Annotated in this window: 22 protein-coding genes; 10 read left to right on the top strand and 12 right to left on the bottom strand. The window is 71.2% G+C overall.

The genetic code is table 11. The features are described 5' to 3' along the window. Window positions 1–59: 59 nt before the first annotated feature. The 3 genes from ACIQMJ_RS05825 to pdhA are packed head-to-tail and all read right to left on the bottom strand — an operon-like array spanning window position 60 to window position 3,668. Window positions 60–1,442 carry a dihydrolipoamide acetyltransferase family protein gene (locus tag ACIQMJ_RS05825; RefSeq protein WP_499759812.1) on the bottom strand — a complete coding sequence of 461 codons (1,383 nt, stop codon included), beginning with the start codon at window positions 1,440–1,442 and terminating at the stop codon, window positions 60–62. Between the two features lie 10 nt (window positions 1,443–1,452). Continuing rightward, window positions 1,453–2,475, bottom strand: coding sequence for an alpha-ketoacid dehydrogenase subunit beta (locus ACIQMJ_RS05820; protein WP_499759811.1), 1,023 nt, complete (start codon window positions 2,473–2,475; stop codon window positions 1,453–1,455). Beyond that, entirely contained in the window at window positions 2,475–3,668 is a 1,194-nt protein-coding gene (gene pdhA, locus ACIQMJ_RS05815; protein ID WP_499759810.1) for a pyruvate dehydrogenase (acetyl-transferring) E1 component subunit alpha, read from the bottom strand. Before pdhA ends, ACIQMJ_RS05820 begins: the two co-directional genes overlap by 1 nt. Before the next feature lie 454 nt (window positions 3,669–4,122). Between pdhA and ACIQMJ_RS05810 the strand changes: the two genes are divergently transcribed. The 7 genes from ACIQMJ_RS05810 (at window position 4,123) to ACIQMJ_RS05780 (ending at window position 13,887) form a co-directional block, all read left to right on the top strand. Next, window positions 4,123–5,535, top strand: coding sequence for a M20/M25/M40 family metallo-hydrolase (locus ACIQMJ_RS05810; protein ID WP_499759809.1), 1,413 nt, complete (start codon window positions 4,123–4,125; stop codon window positions 5,533–5,535). A gap of 138 nt (window positions 5,536–5,673) precedes the next feature. Beyond that, window positions 5,674–8,355 (top strand): MGH1-like glycoside hydrolase domain-containing protein, encoded by a 2,682-nt coding sequence (locus ACIQMJ_RS05805; RefSeq protein ID WP_499759808.1) that lies wholly within the window; start codon window positions 5,674–5,676, stop codon window positions 8,353–8,355. Between the two features lie 156 nt (window positions 8,356–8,511). Next, on the top strand, window positions 8,512–9,330 hold the full coding sequence (locus ACIQMJ_RS05800; protein WP_499759807.1) for a transporter substrate-binding domain-containing protein: 819 nt from the start codon (window positions 8,512–8,514) through the stop codon (window positions 9,328–9,330). Between the two features lie 74 nt (window positions 9,331–9,404). Then, window positions 9,405–10,229, top strand: a complete 825-nt coding sequence (locus ACIQMJ_RS05795; protein WP_499759806.1) for an amino acid ABC transporter permease — start codon at window positions 9,405–9,407, stop codon at window positions 10,227–10,229. Continuing rightward, window positions 10,226–10,990 carry an amino acid ABC transporter ATP-binding protein gene (locus tag ACIQMJ_RS05790; RefSeq protein ID WP_499759805.1) on the top strand — a complete coding sequence of 255 codons (765 nt, stop codon included), beginning with the start codon at window positions 10,226–10,228 and terminating at the stop codon, window positions 10,988–10,990. Before ACIQMJ_RS05795 ends, ACIQMJ_RS05790 begins: the two co-directional genes overlap by 4 nt. A 49-nt stretch (window positions 10,991–11,039) precedes the next feature. Beyond that, on the top strand, window positions 11,040–13,220 hold the full coding sequence (locus ACIQMJ_RS05785; RefSeq protein ID WP_499759804.1) for a hypothetical protein: 2,181 nt from the start codon (window positions 11,040–11,042) through the stop codon (window positions 13,218–13,220). 328 nt (window positions 13,221–13,548) lie between these two features. Further along, complete coding sequence (locus tag ACIQMJ_RS05780; protein ID WP_499759803.1) at window positions 13,549–13,887, top strand: ROK family protein; 339 nt, start codon at window positions 13,549–13,551, stop codon at window positions 13,885–13,887. 13 nt (window positions 13,888–13,900) lie between these two features. On the opposite strand, the gene mctP is transcribed toward ACIQMJ_RS05780, so the two are convergent. The 3 genes from mctP to ACIQMJ_RS05765 all read right to left on the bottom strand — a co-directional run bounded on the left by mctP (window position 13,901) and on the right by ACIQMJ_RS05765 (window position 16,620). Then, complete coding sequence (gene mctP / locus ACIQMJ_RS05775) at window positions 13,901–15,535, bottom strand: monocarboxylate uptake permease MctP (protein WP_499759802.1); 1,635 nt, start codon at window positions 15,533–15,535, stop codon at window positions 13,901–13,903. Beyond that, window positions 15,535–15,801 (bottom strand): DUF3311 domain-containing protein, encoded by a 267-nt coding sequence (locus tag ACIQMJ_RS05770; RefSeq protein ID WP_499759801.1) that lies wholly within the window; start codon window positions 15,799–15,801, stop codon window positions 15,535–15,537. Before ACIQMJ_RS05770 ends, mctP begins: the two co-directional genes overlap by 1 nt. A gap of 117 nt (window positions 15,802–15,918) precedes the next feature. Further along, window positions 15,919–16,620 carry a GntR family transcriptional regulator gene (locus ACIQMJ_RS05765; protein WP_499759800.1) on the bottom strand — a complete coding sequence of 234 codons (702 nt, stop codon included), beginning with the start codon at window positions 16,618–16,620 and terminating at the stop codon, window positions 15,919–15,921. An 89-nt stretch (window positions 16,621–16,709) separates the two neighbouring features. On the opposite strand from ACIQMJ_RS05765, the gene ACIQMJ_RS05760 reads away from it, so the two are divergent. Next, complete coding sequence (locus tag ACIQMJ_RS05760) at window positions 16,710–17,483, top strand: LamB/YcsF family protein (protein ID WP_499759799.1); 774 nt, start codon at window positions 16,710–16,712, stop codon at window positions 17,481–17,483. Between the two features lie 10 nt (window positions 17,484–17,493). Here the strand turns inward: ACIQMJ_RS05760 and ACIQMJ_RS05755 are convergent, their stop codons facing one another. From ACIQMJ_RS05755 to ACIQMJ_RS05740, 4 genes are read right to left on the bottom strand one after another with little or no spacing between them, the layout of a single operon-like run. Then, window positions 17,494–18,300: a hypothetical protein gene (locus tag ACIQMJ_RS05755; protein WP_499759798.1), complete on the bottom strand. Its 807-nt coding sequence runs from the start codon at window positions 18,298–18,300 to the stop codon at window positions 17,494–17,496. 1 nt (window position 18,301) lies between these two features. Next, window positions 18,302–19,414 carry a hypothetical protein gene (locus ACIQMJ_RS05750; protein WP_499759797.1) on the bottom strand — a complete coding sequence of 371 codons (1,113 nt, stop codon included), beginning with the start codon at window positions 19,412–19,414 and terminating at the stop codon, window positions 18,302–18,304. Window positions 19,415–19,431: 17 nt separating this feature from the next. Then, window positions 19,432–19,755: an ESX-1 secretion-associated protein gene (locus ACIQMJ_RS05745; RefSeq protein ID WP_499759796.1), complete on the bottom strand. Its 324-nt coding sequence runs from the start codon at window positions 19,753–19,755 to the stop codon at window positions 19,432–19,434. 7 nt (window positions 19,756–19,762) lie between these two features. After that, entirely contained in the window at window positions 19,763–20,449 is a 687-nt protein-coding gene (locus tag ACIQMJ_RS05740) for a YbaB/EbfC family nucleoid-associated protein (RefSeq protein WP_499759795.1), read from the bottom strand. A 223-nt stretch (window positions 20,450–20,672) separates the two neighbouring features. Here ACIQMJ_RS05740 and ACIQMJ_RS05735 point away from each other — a divergent pair, with 223 nt between their 5' ends. Next, window positions 20,673–21,863 (top strand): PA0049 family protein, encoded by a 1,191-nt coding sequence (locus ACIQMJ_RS05735; RefSeq protein WP_499759794.1) that lies wholly within the window; start codon window positions 20,673–20,675, stop codon window positions 21,861–21,863. A 4-nt stretch (window positions 21,864–21,867) separates the two neighbouring features. After that, on the top strand, window positions 21,868–22,698 hold the full coding sequence (locus ACIQMJ_RS05730) for a septum formation family protein (protein WP_499759793.1): 831 nt from the start codon (window positions 21,868–21,870) through the stop codon (window positions 22,696–22,698). A 51-nt stretch (window positions 22,699–22,749) separates the two neighbouring features. On the opposite strand, the gene ACIQMJ_RS05725 is transcribed toward ACIQMJ_RS05730, so the two are convergent. Together ACIQMJ_RS05725 and ACIQMJ_RS05720 are read right to left on the bottom strand one after the other, a co-directional pair. Then, window positions 22,750–23,214 (bottom strand): hypothetical protein, encoded by a 465-nt coding sequence (locus tag ACIQMJ_RS05725; RefSeq protein ID WP_499759792.1) that lies wholly within the window; start codon window positions 23,212–23,214, stop codon window positions 22,750–22,752. A gap of 112 nt (window positions 23,215–23,326) precedes the next feature. After that, window positions 23,327–25,138: a phosphoenolpyruvate carboxykinase (GTP) gene (locus ACIQMJ_RS05720; RefSeq protein ID WP_499759791.1), complete on the bottom strand. Its 1,812-nt coding sequence runs from the start codon at window positions 25,136–25,138 to the stop codon at window positions 23,327–23,329. Between the last annotated feature and the right edge of the window lie 225 nt (window positions 25,139–25,363).

Here is a 25,363-nt window from a genome sequence, read left to right as displayed (position 1 = left end):
GCCGGCGTCCGCGGTGGACGCCGGCCCGTTCGAGTCCGACTGGTCGGTGCTCCGACCGGTCAGTACGTCATCGCCACGCCGGGGTCGGCCAGCAGCGCGCCGACGTCGGCCAGGAACTGCGAGCCCTGCTGGCCGTCGACCACGCGGTGGTCGAAGCTCAAGGCCAGTTGGCACACCTTGCGCGGGACGACCTGGCCGTCCACCACCCAGGGCATGTCGCGGATCGCGCCGAGGGCCAGGATCGCGGACTCGCCCGGGTTGATGATCGGGGTGCCCGTGTCCACGCCGAAGACGCCCACGTTGGTGATGGTGATCGTGCCGCCCATCATGTCCGCGGGGGACGTCTTGCCGTCGCGGGCGGTCGTGGCCAGCTCGTCCAGGGCGACGGCCAGCTCGCGCAGCGACATGCGGTCGGCGTCGCGGACCTTCGGCACCACCAGGCCGCGCGGGGTGGCGGCGGCGATGCCCAGGTGCACGTAGTCCTTGTAGACGATCTCCTGCGCCGCCTCGTCCCACGTCGCGTTGACGTCGGGCGTGCGGCGGACGGCCAGGGTGACCGCCTTCGCGGCGAACGCCAGCGGCGTGAGCTTCACGTCGCGGAACTGCGGCGCGGACTTCAGCCGGGCCCGCAGCTCCATCATCGGCGTCACGTCCACGGTCAGGAACTCCGTGACGTGCGGGGCGGTGAACGCGCTGTCCACCATCGCCTGCGCGGTCGCCTTGCGGACGCCCTTGATCGGCACCCGGCGTTCCCGCGACCCGCTGTCGACCGCGGCGGGCGCGGTCGACGTGGCCCGGGTCGGGGACGTCACGGCCTGCTCGACGTCCTCCCGCGTGATCACGCCGCCCGGGCCGGAGCCCGCCAGCGCGTACAGGTCGACGCCCAGGTCCTTGGCCAGCTTCCGCACCGGCGGCTTGGCCAGCGGCACGTAACCGCCCGCCGGCCGCGCGACCGGTTCGGCGACCACCGGAGCCGGAGCGGGCGCAGGCGCCGCAACGGGAACCGGAGCCGGAGCGGACACCGGAGCCGGAGCGGCGGCGACCGGGACCGGGGCGTCCTTGCGCGGACGGCGCTTCGCCGCGCCGGCCCGCGGCCCGTAGCCGACCAGCGTGGCGATCCGGCCGCCCGGCATCTCCTCGCCGATCTTGCCGTTCGACGCCGCCGGGGCGGGCGCGGGCGCCGGCGCCGAGCCGGACGGGTCCACGTCGATCGTGATGATCGGGACGCCGACCTCGACCGTCTGCCCGACCTCGACCAGCAGCTCGGTCACCACGCCGTCCCACGGGCACGGCAGCTCGACGGCGGCCTTGGCGGTCTCGATCTCGACGATGACCTGGTTGACCTTCACCGCGTCACCCGGCTTGACGTGCCAGGTGAGGATCTCGGCCTCGGTCAGCCCCTCTGCCGTGTCGGGCAGGGGGAACTGCTTGAACTGCGGCACAGCTATCCCCCTACCAGGCCAGTGAGCGGTCGACGGCGTGCAGCACCCGGTCGAGGTCGGGGAGGAACTCCTCCTCCAACTTCGAGGGCGGGTACGGGGTGTCGAACCCGGTCACCCGCAGCACCGGCGCTTGCAGGGAGTAGAAGCACTCCTGCTGCACCTTCGCGGCGATCTCGCTGGAGATGGAGGACTCGCTGGGCGCCTCGGTCACCACGACCAGCCGGCCGGTGCGCCGCACCGACTCGTACACGGGCGCGAGGTCGAGCGGGGACAGCGTGCGCAGGTCGATGACCTCCAGCGAACGCCCCTCCTCCTCGGCCGCCGCGGCGGCGTCCAGCGACGTGCGCACCATCGGCCCGTACGTCACGAGCGTGACGTCCGTGCCGGTGCGCAGCGTGCGCGACTCGAACAGCGGCGCGGGCGCGGCGGTGGTGTCGACCTCGCCCTTCTCGTAGTAGCGCCGCTTCGGCTCGAAGAACAGCACCGGGTCGTCGCAGTCGATGGCCTGCTGGATCATCCAGTAGGCGTCGGCCGGGTTCGAGCACGAGACGACCTTGAGGCCGGCGGTGTGCGCGAAGTACGACTCGGGCGACTCGGAGTGGTGCTCGACCGCGCCGATGCCGCCGCCGAACGGCACCCGGATCACCATGGGCACCTTGAGCCGGCCCTGGGTGCGGAAGTGCAGCTTGGCGACCTGCGACACGATCTGGTCGAAGCCGGGGAAGATGAACCCGTCGAACTGGATCTCGCACACCGGCCGGTAGCCGCGGATGGCCAGGCCCACGGCGGTGCCGATGATGCCCGACTCGGCCAGCGGGGTGTCCAGCACGCGCTGCTCGCCGAAGTCCTTCTGCAGGCCGTCGGTGATGCGGAAGACGCCGCCGAGCTTGCCGACGTCCTCACCCATCACGATGACCTTGGGGTTGGCCTCCATCGACGCGCGCAGGCCGTTGTTCAACGCCTTCGCGATGGTCAGCGTCTGCACCGCGGCCGGCGCGGCGGACGTGGAGCGGTCCATGGTCGGAGCGGCCATCAGTGCTCACCTCCGGCGAACCCGGCGTGGTAGGCCAGGAACTCGTCGCGTTGCGCCTCCAGGACGGGGTTGCCCTCGGCGTAGACCTCGCTGAAGATCCGCCCGGCCGGCGGGTCGGGGAGGCTGACGCAGTACTCCCGCAGCTCGATCGCGATCTGCTCGGCCTCGGCCTCGATCGACTCGAAGAACGCCTGGTCGGCCCACTGCTGCTTGACCAGGTGCACCTTGACCCGCTCGATCGGGTCCTTGAGCTTCCACAGCTCCAGCTCGTCGGACAGCCGGTAGCGCGACGGGTCGTCGGAGGTGGTGTGGGCGTCCATCCGGTAGGTGAACGCCTCGATCAGGATCGGGCCGTTGCCCTGGCGGCACTCCTCCAGCGCCCAGCGGGTGACCGCGAGGGTGGCCAGCACGTCGTTGCCGTCGACCCGGATGCCGGGGAAGCCGTAGCCGCGGGCCCGCTGGTAGAGCGGGAGGCGGGACTGGCGCTCGGTCGGCTCGGAGATCGCCCACTGGTTGTTCTGGCAGAAGAACACCAGCGGCGCGTCGTAGACCGCGGCCCAGACGAAGCCCTCGTGCACGTCACCCTGGCTGGTCGCGCCGTCGCCGAAGAAGCAGATCGTGGCCTCGCCGTCGGCGTCGCCGACCTTGCCGTCGAACTTCTGCCCCATGGCGTACCCGGCGGCGTTGAGCACCTGGTTGCCGATGACGATCGTGTAGGGGTGGAAGCGGTGCGCCACCGGGTCCCACGTGCCGTTGTCGGTCCCGCGGAAGATGCCGAGCAGCTCGGTCGGCTTGACACCGCGCGTCCACGCGATGCCGTGCTCGCGGTAGCTGGGGAACGCCATGTCCTCCGGCCGCATCGCCCGGCCCGCGCCGATCTGCGCGGCCTCCTGGCCGAGCAGCGGCACCCAGATGCCGAGCTCGCCCTTGCGCTGGAGCGCGTTGGCCTCGCGGTCGACCCGGCGGACCAGGACCATGTCGCGGTACAGCCCGCGCAGCTCCTCGGCCGTGATGTCGATGTCGAAGTCCGGGTGCTGGACGCGCTCACCCTCCGGGGTGAGCAGCTGCACCAGGTCGGCGCCGCCCTCGTCTGTCGCTCGCAAGCCTGCGATCACCTGTTCCGCTGTCGGTTTGGCAGCAGTGGCCGGCGCGGCATCCGGCCCTGGGTGCGTCCATTTCTCGGGGGACGACATGCGCCTTGTCTCCTCGTCTACGAGGCCGCCCGGTCGCTTGTGGCGACCCGTGCGCGGCTGCACCGCCAGTCGCCGTCGCCCCCGGGGTGTGGGGGTCGGGCAACCGTCGGCGCTGACGGTGGTTCTCATCCACATCCTGACATGGCGTCACCCGTCATGGTGAGCCCCATCCCACTTCGTAATCTCCGACGCAACGGCCTGACGTGCGGTAACGGTTGGACGGCCAATCTTCGGCAGTCCGAGTAGCGCGTTCGCCCACCGGACGGCCGCGTCCCGGTTACCGATCGTTAACTACCTTCCGTGGGGAATCGCGCACGCCGGGTCGACCGGAATCGCCCACGTCGGCCGGTCCCCGTTGGATGGACTACCGACCATCGGCCGCCCAGCCCATTTCCACCACGCGAAACCCGCGCGCGGACCGTTCCGCCGGGTGCCGGCGTGACAGGATCGGGGCGTGGACCGTTCAGCGCTGACCCGTACCGTTCGCGGGCTCTGGGACGACGACATCCTCCCGAGCCTGTCCGCCTTGGTCGCGGTACCCGCGATCTCCCCGATCTTCGACCCCGCGTGGGCCGCGCACGGCCACCTGGCCGCCGCGGTGGAGCACGTGCGCGCCTGGCTCGCCGACCGCGACCTGCCCGGCACGACCGTCGAGGTCGTCCAGCTGCCCGACCGCACGCCGCTGCTGCTGGTCGACGTGCCCGGCACCGCGCCGACGTCCGACACGGTGCTCATGTACGGCCACCTGGACAAGCAGCCGCCGGTCGGCGGCTGGGGCGAGGGGCTCGGGCCGTGGACCCCGGTCGTGCGCGACGGGCGGCTCTACGGGCGCGGCGCGGCCGACGACGGCTACTCCGGGTACGCGGCGATCGCCGCGATCGAGGGCGTCCGGCGGGCGGGCGGCGCGCACTCGCGCTGCGTCGTGCTGCTGGAGACCGGCGAGGAGTCCGGCAGCCCCGACCTGCCCGCCTACCTGGAGCACCTGCGGCCGCGGCTGGGCGAGGTGTCGCTGGTGGTGTGCCTGGACTCGGGCGGCAACGACTACGACCGGATGTGGCTGACCACGTCGCTGCGCGGGTTGGCGCAGGCCACCCTGACGGTGCGGGTGCTGGAGAGCGGGCTGCACTCGGGCATGGCGAGCGGGATCGTGCCGTCGTCGTTCCGGATCGCCCGGCAGCTGCTGGACCGGCTGGAGGACTCCGCGACCGGCGAGGTGCTGGTCCGCGAGATGCACGTGGACATCCCGGAGCACCGGGTGGCGGAGGTGCGCGACGCGGTGGCCAGCACGCCCGGCGTGCTGGTGGGCAGCGTGCCGTGGGCGGCGGGGACGCAGCCGATGGGCGAGGACGAGGTGGAGCTCGCGCTCAACGCCGGGTGGCGGCCGACGCTGTCGGTCACCGGCGCGTCCGGCCTGCCCGAGCCGGACGACGCGGGCAACGTGCTGCGGCCGTTCACCACGCTGGTGCTGAGCTTCCGGCTGCCGCCGACGGCCGACTCGCGGGCGGCGATCGAGGCGGTGCGCCGGGCGTTGACGACCGACGTGCCGTACGGCGCTTCGGTGGAGCTGTCGCGCGTCGAGTTCGCCGACGGCTGGAACGCCCCCGAGTTGGCACCGTGGCTGCGCGAGACGCTGGACCGGGTCGGCAAGGAGGTGTTCGACTCGCCGTGGCGGACGGTGGCGCTGGGCGGCTCGATCCCGTTCATGGGCCTGCTGCACGAGGCGTACCCGCAGGCGCAGTTCCTGGTCACGGGCGCGGTCGGACCGGACTCGAACTGCCACGTGCCGGACGAGTGGCTGCACCTGGCGCACGCCGCGCGGATCACCGAGGCCGTGGCCGTGGTGCTGGACGCGCACGCCCGGCGCTGACGGGTCCGCAGGAGGTGGGGGGCATCGTCTACGCAGCGTGACGGCACCCCCACCTGACGGGGTTTGCAAACACCGGTCAGGACTGTGACCTAACTCGCCGGTAACCGGTTTACTGAACCGATGCCGCACACTGGCCGAGTGAACGAGCACAGCCGGCAAGCCGAGCGGACGCGGTTGGCGGAGTCCGACTCCCCGACCGCACCCTGGCGTCTCTGGGGCCCCTACCTGGCCGGACGGCAGTGGGGGACGGTCCGCGAGGACTACTCGGCAGGCGGCGACGCGTGGACGTCCTTCCCGTTCGACCACGCCCGCTCGCGGGCCTACCGGTGGGGCGAGGACGGCATCGCGGGCATCTGCGACGTGCACGGCTTCCTCAACCTCGGCGTCGCTCTCTGGAACGGCCGCGACCCGATCCTCAAGGAGCGCTACTTCGGGCTCACCAACAACGAGGGCAACCACGGCGAGGACGTCAAAGAGCACTGGTGGGTGACCGACGGCACGCCGACGCACTCGTGGATGCAGGTCGTCTACCGGTACCCGCAGCGCGAGTTCCCCTACGCCGAGCTGCGCGAGATGGCCGGGCGCGCCGGCCGCAACGAGCGCGAGCCGGAGCTGTCCGACACCGGCGCGCTGGACGGGAACCGGTTCTTCGACGTCCGGGTGAGCTACGCCAAGGCGGGCCCGCGGGACGTCTGCGTCGAGCTGACCGCCACCAACCACGGCCCGGACCCGGCCCCGCTGCACCTGCTGCCCCAGTTCTGGTTCCGCAACACGTGGGCGTGGGGCCGTGACGACCGCAAGCCGAGCCTGCGCGCCTGCACGCGGGACGGCTGGCGCCGCATCACCGCCGAGCACGGCGCGCTGGGCCGCTACACGCTGCACGTCGAGGGCACCCCGACGCTGCTGGTCACCGACAACGAGACCAACGAGGTCGAGCTGTTCGGCACCCAGCGCAACCCGACCCGCTACACCAAGGACGGCATCGACCGGTACGTGGTGGGCAAGGACGCCGCGGCGTGCCAGGTCGTCGGGCCGGACGACACCAGCGAGCCGGGCACGAAGGTCGCCGCCTGGTACTCGTTCGACCCGGTCGAGCCGGGCGAGGAGGTGACCGTGCGGCTGCGGCTGGTGGAGGGCGACGGGCACCTCGACGCGTTCGGGCCGTCCTTCCAGGACACGCTCGACCAGCGCAAGGCCGAGGCCGACGAGTTCCACCACACCGACCTCGACCCCAAGCGCGCCGCCGTGGTGCGGCGGGCGCTGGCCGGCCTGATGTGGACCAAGCAGCACTACCGGTTCCGCACCGCCGAGTGGCTGGACGGCGACCCGGCGCAGCCCGCCGCGCCCACCTCGCGCAAGAACATGCACGCCCGCAACGCGCACTGGCGGCACTTCGACGTGGCCGACGTCATCTCCATGCCGGACGAGTGGGAGTACCCCTGGTTCGCCGCGTGGGACCTCGCGTTCCACACCGTGCCGTTCGCCAAGGTCGACCCGGCGTTCGCCAAGGAGCAGCTCCTCCTGCTGTGCCGCGAGTGGCTGATGCACCCCAACGGCCAGCTCCCGGCCTACGAGTGGGAGTTCGGCGACGTCAACCCGCCGGTGCACGCGTGGGCGGCGTTGCAGGTCTACCGGTCCGAGGAGGTCAAGGACCGCAAGTTCCTGGCCAAGGTCTTCCACAAGCTGCTGCTGAACTTCTCCTGGTGGGTCAACCGCAAGGACGCCGATGGCAGCTACCTGTTCGAGGGCGGCTTCCTCGGCATGGACAACATCGGTCCGGTGAACCGGTCGGAGCCGATGCTGGGCCAGTGGCGGCTGGAGCAGTCCGACGCCACGTCGTGGATGGCGGCCTACAGCCTGCACCTGATGCAGATCGCGCTGGAGCTGGCGCGGCACGACGAGTCGTACGAGGACGTGGCCACGAAGTTCGTGGAGCACTTCCTGAGCATCGCCGAGGCGTCCACCCAGTTCGGTTCCGGCGGGCGCGGCATCTGGGACGAGACCGACGGCTTCTGCTACGACGTGGTGTCGCGGCGCCTGCCGGACGGGCACGTCGAGTCGAAGCCGGTGCGGGTGCGGTCGATGGTGGGCCTGATCCCGGTGCTGGCGTGCGCGGTGCTGGAGCCGTGGGTGTTCGAGGAGCTGCCCGACTTCGCCCGGCGGCTGGAGCACCTGCTGGCCAAGCGGCCGGAGTTGCAGCAGTTCCTGAGCCGCAGCGGCGGCGGCGCCCTGCTCAGCCTGCTGGACGAGCGCAAGCTGCGGCGGGTGCTGAGCCGGATGCTGGACGAGGGCGAGTTCCTCTCGCCGCACGGCATCCGCAGCCTGTCCGCGGCGCACCGCGAGGGCCTGGAGGTGCAGGTCGCCGACCAGGAGCACCGGATGGGCTACGAGCCGGGCGAGTCGCGCACGCCGATGTTCGGCGGCAACTCGAACTGGCGCGGCCCGGTGTGGTTCCCGACCAACGCGCTGCTCGTGGAGGCGCTGCGCACGGTCGAGGAGTTCCACGGCGGGAGGTTCCACGTGGAACTTCCCACGCGCAGCACGCGGCACGTGACGGCGGGCCAGGCGGCGGACGAGCTGGTCAGACGCCTGGTGTCGTTGTTCCTGCCCGACCACGACGGTCGCCGGCCCGCGGACGGCAAGCGGATCGAGTCGACCGATTCACCCTTGTGGCGGGAGCACGTCACCTTCAGCGAGTACTTCGACGGTGACACCGGCGAGGGACTGGGCGCGACTCACCAGACCGGGTGGACGGCGCTGGTCGCGAGCCTGTTGACGGATCGTCGTCACACCGGCGCTCAGGGTGAATCAACTGTGTGATTAAGGCCAAACGGCTGAACGATTTGCGCCCGCTTGGCCCCTGTGACGCAAGATTGATGCACACCGAAGTTCTGTAACACGCACGTGCTGTGCACCCAGTCACCCAAGTGGCAGTATGCCGAACACTCGACCGACACAGTTACGAGGAGTGACGCCGTGGCCCGTCGTACCAGGCACGCTGCGCTCGCCCTGTTCCCCGTGCTCGCCCTGGCGGCCACGATGACGGCGTGCGCGACCAAGGTCAACACCGGCTCGCAGGACAACGGGTCGGGCATCTCCCTGGTCCAGAGCGGCAAGCTGATCACCTGCACCCACCTGTCCTACAAGCCCTTCCAGTACAGCGAGGGCGACAAGACCGTCGGCTTCGACGTCGACCTGGTCGATCTGGTGGCCAAGGAGCTGAACGTCACTCAGGAAATCTTCGACACGCCGTTCGAGACCATCACCTCCGGTGAGGTCTTCAACACCGGCAAGTGCGACCTGGCCGCGGCCGGCATGACCATCAAGCCGGACCGCGCCGAGGTCATCGACTTCTCCGAGCCCTACTTCGACGCGTCGCAGGCGCTGCTGGTCAAGAAGGACTCGCCGGTCAAGACCCTCGACGACCTCAAGGGCAAGAAGATCGGCGTCCAGCTCGAGACCACCGGCGAGATCTACGCCAACGAGAACGCCGCGAAGTACGGCTACACGGTCGTGCAGTTCGAGGACCTGCCGCTGATGGAGACCGCCGTGCGCACCGGCGCGGTGGACGCGGCCATCAACGACAACGGCGTGCTCCTCGACTACGTCAAGGAGTTCCCGGACACCGCCGTGGTCGCGGAGTTCGACACGCAGGAGAAGTACGGCATCGGCATGAAGAAGGGCAACACCGCCCTCAAGGCCAAGGTCGACGAGGTCCTGAAGAAGGCCAAGGACAGCGGCAAGTACGACGAGATCTACGAGAAGTGGTTCGGCAAGAAGCCGGAGTCGAAGTAACCGGCTGACCCGGGGCCGGTGCTCACGAAGCACCGGCCCCGCGCCTTGTCCACCCCACCCACGAGGTAATCCACATGGCACTCTCCAAGCGACAACGGGCCAAGGCGTTCCGCATCAGCCAGTACGCGCTGCTGGTCGTGGTGGCCGCCGTCCTGGCGGTCGTCGCCGACTGGAGCGAGATCCAGCGCAGCTTCTTCAACCTCGAGATCGCCGCGGAGATGTTCCCCAACGCCATCACCGTGGCGTTGAAGAACACGCTCGTCTACACCGCCCTCGGCTTCGCGTTCGGCCTGGCGCTGGGCCTGGTGCTGGCGCTGATGAAGCTGTCGCCGGTCGCGCCGTACCGCTGGCTGGCCACCATCTACATCGAGTTCTTCCGCGGCGTGCCCGCGCTGCTGGTATTCATCGCGCTGAGCTTCGGCGTGCCGCTGGCGTTCGGCCTGCAGTTCGACATCTACTCGACGGTGATGCTGGCGCTGGGCATCGTCGGCGCCGCGTACATGGCCGAGACGATCCGCGCGGGCATCCAGGCGGTGCCCAAGGGCCAGATCGAGGCGGCCCGCTCGCTGGGCATGTCGCAGGGCCGCACGCTGCTGACCGTGGTGATCCCGCAGGCGTTCCGGATCATCCTGCCGCCGCTGACCAACGAGCTGATCCTGCTCACCAAGGACTCGTCGCTGATCTACATCATCGGCCTGGCCCGCGACCAGTACGAGCTGACCAAGTTCGGCCGCGAGACGCTGAGCCGGTCGCCGTCGCTGACCCCGATCCTGGTGGTCGGCCTGTGCTACCTGCTCATCACGCTGCCGCTGGGCCACCTGTCGCGGTACCTGGAGCGGCGCACGGGCGGCAAGAAGATCAGCACGCCGGAATCGACCGGGTTGGGGGTGTCCGCGTGAGCGAGCCGGCAGTCGAGATCACCGGGCTGAAGAAGTCGTTCGGCACGCTGGACGTGCTCAAGGGCATCGACGTGCGGGTGGACCGCGGTGACGTCGTGTGCGTCATCGGGCCGTCCGGCTCGGGCAAGTCCACGCTGCTGCGCTGCGTGAACCTGCTGGAGGAGCCGACCGGCGGGAAGATCGTGGTCAACGGGGTCGAGCTGACCGACCCGGACGTGGACATCGACGCCGCGCGCACCAAGATCGGCATGGTGTTCCAGTCGTTCAACCTGTTCTCGCACCTGAGCGTGCTGAACAACCTGACCGTGGCGCAGCGCAAGGTGCTCAAGCGCGACGCCAAGCAGGCGCAGGAGGTCGCGCTGCGCAACCTGGAGCGGGTCGGGCTGTCCGAGAAGGTCAACGCCATGCCGGCCCAGCTGTCCGGCGGCCAGCAGCAGCGCGTGGCCATCGCGCGGGCGCTGTCGATGGACCCGGACGTGATGCTGTTCGACGAGCCGACCTCGGCGCTGGACCCCGAGCTGGTCGGCGACGTGCTCGGCGTGATGCGGCAGCTCGCCGACGAGGGCATGACGATGCTCGTGGTCACCCACGAGATGCAGTTCGCGCGCGAGGTGGCCGACCGGGTGCTGTTCATGGACGGCGGGTACGTCGTCGAGGAGGGCCCGGCCGAGCAGGTCATCGGCGCGCCGCAGCACGAGCGCACGCAGTCGTTCCTGGCCCGCGTGCTCGACCCGACGCACCAGGGGCCGCGCGGGGCCTGATCCGCGAACTCGCCACGGGGGCCGACCCGGTCCCCCTATTGTCGATCGCATGGCTGAGGTGGGGGCGCGGGGGCTGGACGTGTTCGACCCCAGCCCGCCGCGCTCCGCCCGGATGCCGGCCGCCGAGGTGCTGCGCGGTGTCGGCGAGCCGGACGGGACGTGGCGGTTGCCGCGGCGGCGGGCCGGGATGCCGCCCGTGGTGCGGGTGGCGGACAAGTTCCTGACCGGCGTGCTGGACCTGCGGGCGGTGGAGTTCCCGTACCTGCTGGAGTTCGTGCGCTGCCGGTTCGAGGAGCCGCCGGACCTGCGGCAGGGCAAGCTGGCCGGCATCGAGTTCGCCGAGTGTTGGCTGCCCGGCCTCGCGGCGCGCAACCTCAGCTGCGCCAACGAGGTCTCGCTGGCGGGCAGCACGGTCGAGGGCCTGGTCGACCTGGTCGACGCGGACGTGGCCGGGTCGCTGTCGTTGCGCGACAGCACGCTGGTCGTGCCGGACGGGATCGCGCTGCACGCCGACCGGTTGAAGCTCGCGGGCGGGTTGCTGGCGCAGCGGGTGCGCGTCACCGGCGAGCTGCGGATGGCGGGCGCGCACGTCGGCGGGTACTGCAACCTCAGCGGCGGCTCGCTCACCAACCCGCTGGGCCACTCGGTCAACGGCACGGGGCTGCACGTGGGCGGCAACCTGCTGATGAACGACTGCGTGCTGCGCGGCACCGTGCTGCTCGCCGCCGCGCGGGTGGACTCGGCGCTGACGTTGCGCGGCACGTCCGCCGCCGACGGCCGCGCCGACGACGACGCGCTGGACCCGCACTCCGACCCGGACGCCACGCTCGTGTTCGACCGCATCGCGGTGAGCGGCGACGTGCAGCTCGACCGGGGCTTCACCAGCGCGGGCGCCGTGCGCATGGTCAACGCCACGCTCGGCGGCACGCTGTCGCTGTCCGGCGGGACGTTCGACGCGATGGGCGAGGCGGACAGCGAGCCGACCGGCTACGGCCGCGCGCTGGCCACCGACACCGCCGAGCCCACCGGCTACGGGCGCGCGCTGCACCTGGACGGCACGACGGTCGGCGGCGACATCATCGGCAGGCAGGCCACCGTGCGGGGTCAGCTGCGGATGGTCGACCTCCAGGCCAAGGGCAGCATGATCCTGGACGGGTCCACGCTGGACAACCCGCGCGCGGACGCCGTGCTGGGCAACCGGTCCCGCATCGGCAGCAACTTCGCCGCCCGCGAGGTCGAGGTGGCCGGCGGGCTGGAGCTGCGCGGCGTGCACGTGGGCGCGAACCTCGACCTGCGCGGCAGCCGGATCACCCGACCCGGCCGGTACCGGCACCAGCCGGCGGGCAAGCCGTCGCTCGACGTCGGCGGCGCGGTCATCGGCCGCGACCTGATCTGCGCGCGCGGCGCGAAGGAGTTCGTCGCGCACGGCGGCGTGCGGGCCAGGCGGGCGCAGGTGGGCCGGATGGCCACGTTCGCGGGCGCGGTGCTCGGCGACAAGCTGGACGCGCACGCGTTGAACCTGCTCGGCATGCAGGTGCAGGAGCTGGAGCTGAAACCGATCGGCCCGCCGCGCGGCGACGTGACGCTGCGGCAGGTGCGCTGCACGGTGCTGGACGACAACGAGCACTTCTGGGGCGCGACCGGGTGGATCGACCTGGAGGAGTTCCGCTACGACTCGCTGCGGCACCCGATCGACCTGCGTGACGACGGCGAGGTGGAACGGCGGCTGCGCTGGCTGCGGCAGGCCATGCGGCGCACCTACCGGCCGGGGCCCTACGACCAGTTCGCCGAGATGCTGCGGGCGGGCGGCAACGACGAGCACGCGTCGATCGTGCTGGTGGAGAAGCAGCGCCTGCGGTACCGGGCGGTCGCCGAGGGCCGCCGCTGGCTGCGACCGCTGGTGCTGCTGTGGAGCTGGCTGCAACGCGCCATGGTCGGCTACGGCTACCGCCCGGCCCGCGCGTTGGCGTGGCTGGTGGTGGCGTGGCTGCTGGGCAGCACCTGGTTCGCCACCGGGCCGGAGCTGAACGAGATCAACGCCGACGACGAGCTGTCGTGGAACGCGTGGCTCTACACCATCGACCTGGTGGTGCCGATCGTCGACTTCGGCAACAAGAACCGGTGGAACCCGCCCGGTGTGTCGCAGTGGATCGCGTCCGGGTTGATCGTGACGGGGTGGGTCCTGGCCACGACGGTCGCGGCGGGCGTCACGCGGCTGTTGAAGCGCTGACCCGCACTGGTCGGCGGGTGCCGGCGCGGCGGGTTCTGGGGTTGACGGCATGACGGACTTGGTGCCGGCACTGGACGTCGGCGGCACCAAGATCGCCGGCGCGCTGGTGGACCGGGGGGCGCGGTGCGGTGGGCGGTGCGGGTGGGGACGCCGGTCGGGGCGGCGGAGGACACCTGGGGTGCGGTGGTGTCGGTCGTCGACGAGGTCTTGCGCGGCGAGGAGGTGGCCGGGGTCGGCATCGCTTCGGCCGGGCCCGTGGACGCCGACGCGGGCACGGTCAGCCCCATCAACGTGGGCGGGTGGCAGGGGTTCCCCGCTGCGGGAGCGGGTGTCGGCGCTGGTGCCGGGGGTGCAGGCGCCGGACCGCGCGGACGCGGCGCTGCTGGCGGCGGCGGCCAACGCGGGTGAGGAGATCCCGCGGGCGGCGTTCGAGCGGGCCGGGCGGGCGGTCGGGCTGGCGATCGCGGCGACGGCCGCGGTGGTCGACCTGGACCTGGCCGTGGTCGGCGGCGGGGTGGCGCAGGCGGGCGAGCTGCTGTTCGACCCGGTCCGCCGGACCGTCGCCGACCACTGCGGACTGTCCTACCTGGACGCGTTGCGCGTCGAGCCCGCCCGGCTCGGTGGCCGGGCGGGACTCGTCGGCGCCGCGCGGTTGGTGCTCGGCTAGCCGGTGAGGCCGGCTAGTGGACCGCGACGGGCTTGACCCGGTCGCTGTCCTCGTCCACGTGGTAGTCGTCGTCCTGCGTCTCGTCGGTCCCGTTGAACAGCCGGGTCCGCTTCGCGATCAGCGTGACGATGACGGCGACCAGGAGGTTCGCCACGACGGCCACCGCGCCGACGTAGATCTGCACGGTGGAGCCGTCGAACGGGTGCCAGCCGAACAGCGACAGCTTGCCCAGCGGCAGCGCGGAGCCCGCGAAGTGGGCCTTGCCGACGGCCGGGTTGCCGATGTTGTAGAGCAGCCACATGCCGTAGCCCATGCCCACGATCCAGCCGGCGATGAGGCCCCACAGGTGGAACCAGCGGGTGTAGAGCGCGATCGCGACGGCGGGCAGCGTCTGGAGGATCATCACACCGCCGATGAGCTGGAGGTCGATGGAGAACTGCGGGTCGACGAACACGATGAACGCGACCGCGCCGAACTTCACCACCAGCGACGCCAGCTTGGCCTGCTTGGCCTCCTGGGCGGGCGTGGCGTCCTTCTTCAGGTACTCCTTGTAGATGTTGCGGGTCCACAGGTTCGCCGCCGCGATCGACATGATCGCCGCGGGCACCAGCGCGCCGATCGCGATGGCCGCGAACGCCACGCCCGCGAACCAGGCCGGGAACTCCTGGCCGAACAGCACCGGGACGATGGTGTTCGTGTCCGGGCGGCCGGTGGCCTGGTTGGTGATCGGCTTGGCGCCCGCGCTGATGGCCACGAAGCCGAGCATCGCGAGCAGGCCCAGCAGCAGCGAGTACGCGGGCAGCGCGACCATGTTCCGCTTGATCACGTTGCGGCCGCGCGAGGCGAGGATGCCGGTCAGCGAGTGCGGGTACAGGAACAGCGCCAGCGCCGAGCCCAGCGCCAGCGTGGCGTACTGGAGCTGGTTGTTGGCGGTGAGCAGGACGCCGTCGGCCTTGTTCTCCGTCGCGGCGAACTTCGCCTGGGCGGTGTCGAAGATCGCGCTCCAGCCGCCGAACTTCGACGGCAGGTAGATCACCGCGACGAGGATCACGATGTAGATCAGCGTGTCCTTGACGAACGCGATCAGCGCGGGCGCGCGCAGGCCCGACTGGTAGGTGTAGAGCGCCAGGATCACGAACGCGATGAACAGCGGCAGGTGGCCCATGATGCCGGAGCCGTTGAGGCCCATCGTGCGCAGCACGGCCTCCAGGCCGACGAGCTGCAACGCGATGTACGGCATGGTGGCCACGATGCCGGTGATGGCGATCAGCAGGGCCAGCCAGTGCGAGCCGTAGCGACCGCGGACGAAGTCCGCCGGCGTCACGTAGCCGTGCACGCGGGACACCGACCACATGCGGACCAGCGGCAGGAACACGATCGGGTAGAGCACGATCGTGTAGGGCAGGGCGTAGAAGCCCAGCGCGCCCGCGCCGAAGACCAGGGCGGGCACGGCGACGAACGTGTAAGCGGTGTAGAGGTCACCGCCGACCAGGAACCAGGTGATCCAGGAGCCGAACTTGCGGCCGCCCAGGCCCCACTCGTCCAGGTGGTCGAGGGTGTCGCCTGCCTTCCACTTCGCCGCGACGAAGCCCAGGACGGTGACCAGCAGGAACAGCGCGCTGAACACCACCAACTCGGTCCACTGCATTACTTGGCCCCCTCGTCCAGGTCGTCCACGCCGAGCAGGTCGGGCTTGCCCTTGACCACGGGTTGGTCCTTGGTCTTGACGTAGACCAGGCCCACGCAGAGGACGCCCACCGGCACCCAGGCGAACTGGTACCAGTAGAAGAACGGCAGCCCCAGGACCCTCGGCTCATCGGAGTTGAACCAGGGCGTGACGAGCATGAGCAGCGGAATCAGCAGCAGCAGGTTCCAGTTGCTCCAGCGGAGGCTGGATTTTCGAGCAGACGGCATGTGCCCCTCCGTACGGCGGCCCGGTGACGCGGTGTCGCGCATGGTAGGTCGGACGGGGGACAGTAGTCACCATGTCGGGTGGGTTACCGACCGATGACGTAGTTGGATCGTGACCAACTACCGCTCGGACCGCAGGCCGGTGACCAAGTGCTGCTCCGCCCGGTCGAAGTAGGTGAGCAACGCTTCTTCGGCCTGCCGAACCTCCCCGGCGTCGAGCCGGTCCACGATGGACTGGTTCAACGGCAGGTAGTCGCGGTGGAACTCCTCGGGGTCGCCCATGACGTGGAACGCCAGCCGCACCTCGGCGAGCAGCCGCTTCATCTCCTCGTCCAGCCGGGCGCTGCCGGCCAGCGCGGTGACGGCCTGGTGGAACTTCACGTTCGCGGTGCCGACGCCGGTCCAGTCGTCCTGCTCGCGGCGGGCCAGGCCGAGGGCGACGGCGTCGCGGACGGCCCGCCGGGCGTCCTCGTCCACGTCCGGCCAGCGGCGGACCGCGCCGCACTCGATCACCCGGCGGGCTGCGTAGAGGTCCACGATGTCGGCCACGTCGGGGCGGCGGACGAACACGCCCTTGCTGTACTCGTGCACGAGCAGGCGTTCGTGGGTGAGCAGGCGGAACGCCTCGCGCAGCGTGTTGCGGGAGACCCGGAGGGCTTCGCCGAGCGCCTTCTCGTTGAGCTGCTGACCGGGCGTGATGTGGCCGTCGAGGACCCTCGTGCGCAGCTTGTCCGCCACGCGCTCGGCGGTGCTGGAGCGGTCGAGGTCGTCGCGGTCCTTCGCGAGGGCGTTCAGCCAGCCGTCCGCCTGAGCTGTGGTCATGGGTGAAGTCTAGGTGTCGCACGAGTCAAATGGAGTATTGAAGGATCGTTGAACAATCCTTACATTGAACCAGGGTGAGGGGAGGGCGCATGGACCTCAACGCTGATCTGGGTGAAGGCTTCGGCCGCTGGGAGCTGGGCGACGACCGGGCCCTGCTCGACATCGTGACCAGCGCGAACGTCGCCTGCGGCTTCCACGCGGGCGACCCGCGGACGATGCGGCGGACGTGCGAGCTGGCGGCGGAGCGCGGCGTGGCGGTCGGCGCGCACGTCGGGTACCGCGACTTGAACGGCTTCGGCCGGAGGTTCGTCGACGTGCCGCCCGAGACCCTGACCGCCGAGGTGCTCTACCAGGTGGGCGGGCTGGACGCCTGCGCCCGGTCCGCCGGGACGCGCGTCGGGTACGTCAAGCCGCACGGCGCTCTCTACAACGCGCTGGTAGCGCACGAGGCGCAGGCCGACGCGGTGGTGGACGCCGTGCGCGCGTACGACCCGACCCTGCCGGTGCTCGGGCTGCCGGGCGCGGTGTGGCTGAAGCGGGCGGAGGTGGCCGGCCTGCCGGTCCGGTACGAGGCGTTCGCCGACCGGGCGTACACGGCCGCGGGGACGCTGGTGGACCGGCGCCGGCCGGGTGCCGTGCTGCACGACGTGGGTGCCATCGCGGCGCGGTGCGTGGCGCTGGCGACGGAAGGGCGCGTGCGCGCGGTGGACGGGCAGGTGCTGCGGATGCCCGTGGACTCGATCTGCGTGCACGGCGACACGCCCGGCGCGGTGGCGGTCGCGCGGGCGGTGCGGTCGGCGTTGACCGACGCGGGTGTGGCGCTCGCGCCGTTCCCGGGCGGGCTGGACCGGCTGAGCGCCTGACGCCGGACCGTCAGCGCGGCGGGTGCCCCGGCGCGACGCCCATCCGGTCGAGCAGGCCCAGGATCGCGTCGACCGCGGCCAGGACGTGGTCGGGGTTGATCCGGTCGCGCCGCGTGCCGAAGACCAACCCCGCTTCGAAGTGCAGCGGGGACGGCAGGCCGTGGGCCTGGGCCAGCAGGTACTCCACGACCTCCGGTGTGAAGGCGCGGGCCACGGCCGCCGGGTCGCTGGTGAACACGGCGAACTGGGTGTCGAACGGCCCGGGCGGGAACGCGACCCGGTGCCACTGACCTCCGACCGCCGCCACCGTCACCGGGATCTCGCGGACCAGTTCGCCGCCTTGGGCGGAGACGTGGTCCGGGCCCAGCGGTCGCCCGAACAGGTTCGTGCCGCCGTGGACGCGACGGCTGATCTTCATCGGGGGCAGGGGCGCGGACGCCACCTCGATCCGGTGCTCGTACTCGGTGCGCGTGCCGTTCTGGACCGACTTCTCCACCGAAGCCTCGCCTACGCGCACCGCCCACCTGCCCCTGTGGAAGTCGAGGGTGGTGCCGAAGCTGCGCGGCGACGCCATGCTCAACCGGTTGACCAAGCCGTCGGTCTCCTCCCGCATCGGCTCCAGCAGCTCGGCCGACCAGGGGCGTGCCTCGGCGGGGTCGAGAACCCTCCCGCCGAGGCCGGTCGCGAGTGCGGCCACCGCGTCGGCGTGCGCGTTCTCCTCTTTCCGGCGGTTGCGCCATTGCCACCAGAACCCGAGGCCGAACAGGGCCGCGATGATGGCGAAGAGCGGTGCTAGTTCGAGCCAGACGTTGACCATGTCAGATGTCCAGGTACCCCTCAGTGCGCTGCTTCGACTGGTCCTCGCCGGTGGCGGCGTACTCGTCGGCCTTCTGCTGGGACGCCTGGTTGCGCAGCGGCTTGTCGATGCCCGCGTTCGCGCCGGTACCGATGCCGAGCTGCGACGCCGCCGCGTCCTTGGTCGCGGTCCACATGGACTTGCTGAACCCGTCGTGCAGTCGACTGCCGACCATGCCCTTGTCGGCCCAGAGCTTGTCCACCATCGACTTGTCCGCCTTCGCCTGGGCGGTGACGTTTTTGGCGTGCTTGGCCGCCATGGAGCGCTGGAAGGCGGTCTTGACGTTGCCGACCCGCTTGGCCAGGTTGCGCAGGAAGTCGAGGATCTTGGTGAGGAACTGCTTCAGCCTGGCCACGATCCGGGCCACCCGGCTGCCGGTGGTGGCGACCCGCACGCCGGTCGCCGCCCCCGCCGCCGCGGTCGACGCGCCGAAGCTGGGCACGGCCGCGGCCAGCGCCGGGACCCAGATCATGACCAGCCAGGTGATCAGCTCGGTCAGGATCGCCTTGATGAAGTCCTCGACGATGGTCATGATCATGCTGGACGTCTGGAGCATCTGCGCCAGCTCGCCCGCCTGGCCGGCGACGCCGTCGATGCCGTTGGCGAACTCGCCCAGCTTCGTGCCGGCCGCCTCGGACGCGGGACCGCCCCAGCTCGTCACCGAGTTCGCCAGGTCGGTGTCGAACTGCTCGCGCAGCTTGGCCACGCCCTGGCCGATCGCGTTGAAGTTCTCCGCCGCCTGGGCCAGCGCCGGGCCGTCGCCGCTGACGAAGTGGATCGCGTCCTCCAGCGGCTGGACCACGCTGATCAGGAAGTTCAGCCCCTGCCCGACCAACCAGCCGATCGGGTCGGTGGCGATGCCCAGCGCGGACGTGCCGAGCGAGCCGATCAGCGCCGAGCCCTCGGAGACCAGGTTGGTGACCTCCGAGCCGCCGTTCTCGCCGGCCTTGCCCGCCGCCTCCTTGATCTTGAGGTAGTTGCCGTAGAAGGGGGCGGCCTCCGCCATCTTCTGGCTGGTGTCCTTCTCACCGACGGTGATCTCGACGCCGCCGGCCTCGGTCTTCACTTCAGCCATCTCCGGTGCCCCCGCCCCTACTGGTTGTCGAGCTCTACTTGCAGGCCGTTCAGCAGCTGCTTCACGGCCTCTTCCTGGGCGTCGTAGTCCTGCGCCGCGCCGGTGAACTTGTCCGCGCCCGACCGCAGGCCGTCCTGGAGCGCCTGGAACAGGTCGTTCAGGTCGCCGAGCATCCGCGTGTAGTCGTCCTTCACGAACAGGCCGACCACGCCCCACGACTTGTCGCCCACGTCCGCCTTGGCCACCAGGCCCGCGATCCCGGCGGCGGTGGCGCGGTGGCCGTCGAGCTTGCCGGCGAAGGTGCGCAGTTCCTCGGGGTTGACGTCGAAGCCGCCGCTCATCGGGTGATCACCGGTCCTCGTCGTCGTACAGGTTCAGGAAGCGGCCGTCGTGCTGGGCGGGACCGGGGCGCGGGGGTGGCGGCGGCTGACCGTCGTCGCGCAGGAACCGGCGCTGCGAGAAGTCGTCCGGTTCCTCCACCGGCTCCGGCCGGCGCGGCGGCGCGGGTCGGGTCGGCGGGGCCGGGGGCACTCGGATCGGCGCCGGTCCGGCCACCGACGGCGGTGGCGGCGGGGCAGTCGGGGGGCGGCCGGCGTACGGCGGCGCGGCGGGCGGCGGGTCCTGCGCCGCCCGCTCGGTCATCGTGCGCAGCTCCTGCGGCGAGACGCCGAACAACTGGGCCTGCGTCTCCAGCACCTGGTCGGTGAGGCGCATGTCGTCGCCGAGCGCGTGCTCCACGATCCCGGCCTGGCGGCGGGCGGCCTCCGCGACGGCCTGCCGCAGCGTCCCCATGATCGCGCCGGCCAGGGCGGGCGCCGGTCGGCGCAGGGCGTGGTCGCTCAGCCGGATGTCCTTGATCGCGCCGGACGGCCCCGCCACGACGGTCACCGCCCGGTCCGGCGAGACCGCGACGACCTCCAGCGCCGCCAGTTCCTCCTGCATCCGGTCGAGGCCCGCGACCTGCTGGTCGACCCGGTGCAGCTTGGCCTGGAACTGCTCGAACTGGGCGACGAGCTGGTCGAACTCGGCCGACACGACGAAGACCTCCGGAGGGCTGCTGGACTGCGAGCGGCACTCATGGTGGCAAGCGCGCGGCCCGTTTCGTGCCCGAACGAGTGAAAAGGGTGGACGTACGACCCGAGGGCCGTTCGGCGGATTCCTTGACCCGGCCGTGGTTGGGGAGCATCTGCGGGTGACCAGACGACTCCGCGCAGTGATGACACTCACACTCGGTCTGACCCTCCTCACCCTCCCCGCCGTGGCGCACGCGCAACCCGCGCCGTGCTTCGACCCGAACGCCCCCCTCACCGTCGAGGAGCAGCGGCTGGACGACCGGCTGACCCCCACCGGGCCGGAAGTCGGCCCCGAGCTGGTGCGGCTGGCCGGCTTCGACGACGACATCAGCCGGTTCACCGCCCGGCTGTGCGAACCGATCTCCCGCGCGCAGGCCCTCTACCACGTGGTCGGGCGGGGCGCGGAGCTGTGGCGCGCCGCGGTGCAGCGGGCGCAGTCGGCCCAGACCTGGGACTCCTACGACGACCGGCCGCTGTACTGGGCCCGGTTGCAGGCGACGAAGGCGCTGCGGCAGTGGCAGCCTCGCGACTGGCGGCCCGACGCCGCCGAGCGGGCGCGGCTGGTCGAGCTGTTCGACCGGACGTCGCGCGGCGTGGAGGACGTGCGGTTCGCCGACGGCGTGCGGCGGATCGCCGTCACCGGGTTCGACCCGTTCCAGCTCAGCGGCACGTCCGTGCGGCGCAGCAACCCGGCGGGCGCGGCGGCGCTGCGGCTGGACGGGAAGGTGGTCGACACGCCGTCCGGGCCGGCCGTGGTGGAAGCGGCCGTGCTGCCGGTGCTGTGGGGCGCGTTCGACCACGGCGTGGTGGAGCGGTTCTACGGCACGGCGCTCAACTCGCGGGCGAACGCGCTGGTCACGGTCAGCCAGGGGCGGCCGGGCCAGTTCGACGTCGAGCGGTGGGCCGGCCGGTGGCGCGGCGGGTTCCCGGACAACGACGACGTGTCGTCGCGCGGCGTCGTGCCGGACGCGGCCGGGTGGCCGCAGCCCGCGCTGGAGTTCATCGAGACGACGTTGCCGCACGAGCGCCTGGTCGCCGCGACCACCGGGCCGTTCCCGGTCCGCTACAACCGCGAGTTCTGCGAGTGGCCGCTCGGCACGGTCCCCGGCACGGGCACGCCCAGCTGCCGCACCGACGAGCCGACGCCGGGTGCGGCGGCGGCGAGCGGCAGCGGCGGCGACTACCTGTCCAACGAGTCGATGTACCGGGCCAACCGGCTGCGGCTGGGCCTGTCGGCCACCGCGGTCCTCGGCGGTCACCTGCACACACCGGTGCTGGGCCAGCCCGCCGACCCGGCCGCGCTCACCGACGCGGCCTTCGAGCGGGACCGCCGGGCGATCGCCGACCAGGTCGCCGCACTGGTGTCAGTAATCTGACCGCGTGACGGGCTGGCGGGCGGCGGTGGTGGCGGTGGCCGCGCTGTCGCTCGCCGCCTGCACCGCGCCGGTCCCGGGCGTGCCGGACGCCGAGGTCGTCCGCCCGTCGCTCACGCCGTCGCCCGAGCAGCTGCCCCGGGCCGGTCAGTGCACCGACACCGGCCTGGAGGTGCTCGACTGCGCCACCGAGCACGAGGCCGAGGTGACCGGGGTCGGCGTGCTGGAGGGCCTGGGCGCGGCGTATCCGAACGACCGCGACCTGCGCCGTGCCGCCCTGCCCGCGTGCCGCGCCGCCCTCACCGCCTACCTGGGCAGTCCCGACCACGACGCGACCCGGTTGCAGGCGCACGCGTTGTGGCCGAGCCGGGACGGGTGGGCGAAGGGCGACCGCTGGCGCGTGTGCACGGTGGTGGAGCTGAAGCCGGACGGCAGCCGGGTGCGGCGCAAGACCAGCGCCAAGGACCTCCTCAAGGCGGCCGGGTTCGGCACGGTGCAGTTGTGCGCCGCCGCCTCACCGGGTGAGGCGAAGGACGCCGCGATCACTGCCTGCGACCAACCGCACAAGGCCGAAGCCGTGCCCGGGGTGCTCGCGCTCGGTGGTCCCCAGGACCCCGCGCCGTCCGTCGACCAGGTGAACGCCAGGGCGGCGGAGCACTGCGCGAGAGCCGTCACGAACTACGTCGGCGCGGCCCGGGACGACGTCTTCGCGTCCTGGCGGGCGTTCGGCAGCCAGGCGTGGTCCGAGGGCTACACGTCCGCCGTCTGCTACGCCGAGGCGACGCGCCCGTTCACCGGCCGGCTGTGGGGCCTGGGCCGCAACCCCCTGCCCGCCTGAGGACAACCGACCCACAGGCTGTGCACAGCTCTGTCCACAACCTGTGGACAACTAGCGCCGTCGCCAGGACAACACCACCAGGAGCACGCCGACCAGAACCGGGCCGCCGCTCTCGAACACCGGCCTGAGCACGGGCAAGAAGGGGAAAGTACCCAGTTCGAACAGCACCGAACCCCCCAGTGCGGCGAGACCGGCGGTCAGGGGCGCGGCTGGGGACAGCTTCCCCAGCGACACCAGCCCCACCAGCAGTCCCGCGAGTCCCAGCGCCACCAGCCCGCGCAGCCGCACCTCGTCGAACTGGTCCAGCGCGTAGCCCCACGCGAGGGCCCCGAGCGCCGCGGCGACCGCGCCGAGCACGAAGCCGGCCACGTGCCACCACGCCGACACCCGCGGGCGCACCGGCCCCGTCCCGACCCCGGCCGGGTGGTACCGCACGACGCCGGGAGCCGGTCCGACCTCCGCCTCCGGCACGCGGTCGTAGTGCAGGCCGCCCAGGAAATCGTCCTGCTGGGTCACTCCTCCTTGGTACCTCCGGACGAGCCGGAAATCACCCGGAGCAACCAAAAAGAGACCCGGTGGACGCCGTTGGCCACCGGGTCTCACGCCGAGAACGTCTCGGGGGGCGGGCTCAGCCGAGGCGGAGCTTCAGCGCCTCCAGCTCGTCGCGCAGCGACGTCGGCACCTTCTCGCCGATCTTGGCGAACCACTCCTCGATCATCGGGATCTCGGCCCGCCACTCGTCGGCGTCGAACCGCAGCGCCGCCTCGATGTCCTCGCGGGGCGCGTCCAGGCCCTCCAGGTCCAGCTCGGAAGCGGTCGGCACGTGCCCGATCGGCGTCTCCACCGCGGCGGCCTTGCCCTCGATGCGCTCGACGGCCCACTTCAGCACGCGCGAGTTCTCGCCGAACCCGGGCCACAGGAACCGCTTGTCCTCGCCGCGGCGGAACCAGTTCACGTAGAAGATCTTCGGCAGCTTGTCCGCGTCGGCCGACTTGCCGGTGTCGATCCAGTGCTGGAAGTAGTCACCGGCGTGGTAGCCGATGAACGGCAGCATGGCCATCGGGTCGCGGCGCACGACACCGGTCTTGCCGACGGCCGCGGCGGTCGTCTCGCTGGACAGCGTCGCGCCCATGAACACGCCGTGCTGCCAGTCGCGCGACTCGGTGATCAGCGGGATCGTGGTGGCGCGGCGACCGCCGAAGAAGATCGCCGAGATCGGCACGCCCTTCGGGTCCTCCCACTCCGGCGCCTTGATGTCGCACTGGGCGATCGGCGTGCAGTAGCGGGAGTTCGGGTGCGACGACAGCTCGTCGCCGCCGGGCGTCCAGTCCTGCTTCTTCCACGAGGTCAGGTGCGCGGGCGGCTCGCCCATGCCCTCCCACCACACGTCGCCGTCGTCGGTCAGCGCGACGTTGGTGAACAGCGAGTTCCCCTTCGCGATGGTGCGCATCGCGTTCGGGTTGGTGTGGTAGTCGGTGCCGGGCGCGACGCCGAAGAAGCCGTTCTCCGGGTTGACCGCGTACAGCCGGCCGTCGTCGCCGAACCGCATCCAGGCGATGTCGTCGCCCAGGGTTTCGACCTTCCAGCCCGGGATGGTCGGCTCCAGCATGGCGAGGTTGGTCTTGCCGCACGCGCTCGGGAACGCGGCTGCGATGTAGTACGCCTTCTGCTCCGGCGAGGTGAGCTTGAGGATCAGCATGTGCTCGGCCAGCCAGCCCTCGTCGCGCGCCATCACCGAGGCGATGCGCAGCGAGTAGCACTTCTTGCCCAGCAGCGCGTTGCCGCCGTAGCCCGAGCCGAACGACCAGATCATCCGCTCTTCGGGGAACTGCGTGATGTACTTCGTCTCGTTGCACGGCCACGGGACGTCGGCCTGGCCCGGCTCCAGCGGCGCGCCGATCGAGTGCAGCGCCTGGACGAAGTCGGCGTCGTCGCCGAATCGCGCCAGCGCCTTCGTGCCCATGCGGGTCATGATGTGCATGGAGACGACGACGTACTCGGAGTCGGTGATCTCCACGCCCAGCATCGGCTTCTCGGCGTCGAGCGGGCCCATGCAGAACGGGATCACGTACATCGTCCGACCGCGCATGCACCCGCGGTACAGCTCGGTCATGATCCCCTTCATCTCGGCGGGATCCATCCAGTTGTTCGTCGGGCCCGCGTCCTGCGGGTCCACCGAACAGATGAAGGTGCGCTCCTCGACCCGCGCCACGTCGGTCGGGTCCGAGGCCGCCCAGAAGGAGTTGGGTTTCTTCTTCAGCGGAACGAAGGTGCCCGCGTCCACGAGCTTGGCGGTGAGCCGGTCCCACTCGTCCTGGGAGCCGTCGGCCCACACCACTTCATCGGGGCAGGTCAGCTCGGCGACCTCGCGCACCCAGGACACCAGGCGCGCGTGGTTGGTCGGTGCGTGGTCGAGACCGGGAATGGTCACTGCCGTCATCTCGTCTCGTCTCCTAGCTGAGCGCCAGCCCACGGTGGACGCCGTTGTCCGGGTGGGACGTCCTCGGGAATGGCTCCGCCCGCCCGGTGGAGGGCGTGCCGGTTAAGGGGATAGACGGAGGTTAGCCGGGTTAATCCCGGGTAACGCACATCTGACCTGTCGGCTGGCTCACAAAACCGATTCTGGAATCGATTCAGCACCCGATCACCACAAATCGGCCTGTGA

Source organism: Actinosynnema sp. NPDC091369 (assembly GCF_044757065.1).
GTDB lineage: Bacteria > Actinomycetota > Actinomycetes > Mycobacteriales > Pseudonocardiaceae > Actinosynnema.
The sequence above is the reverse complement of the archived record's forward strand: the minus strand, read 5'-3'. Positions and strand labels throughout refer to the sequence as shown.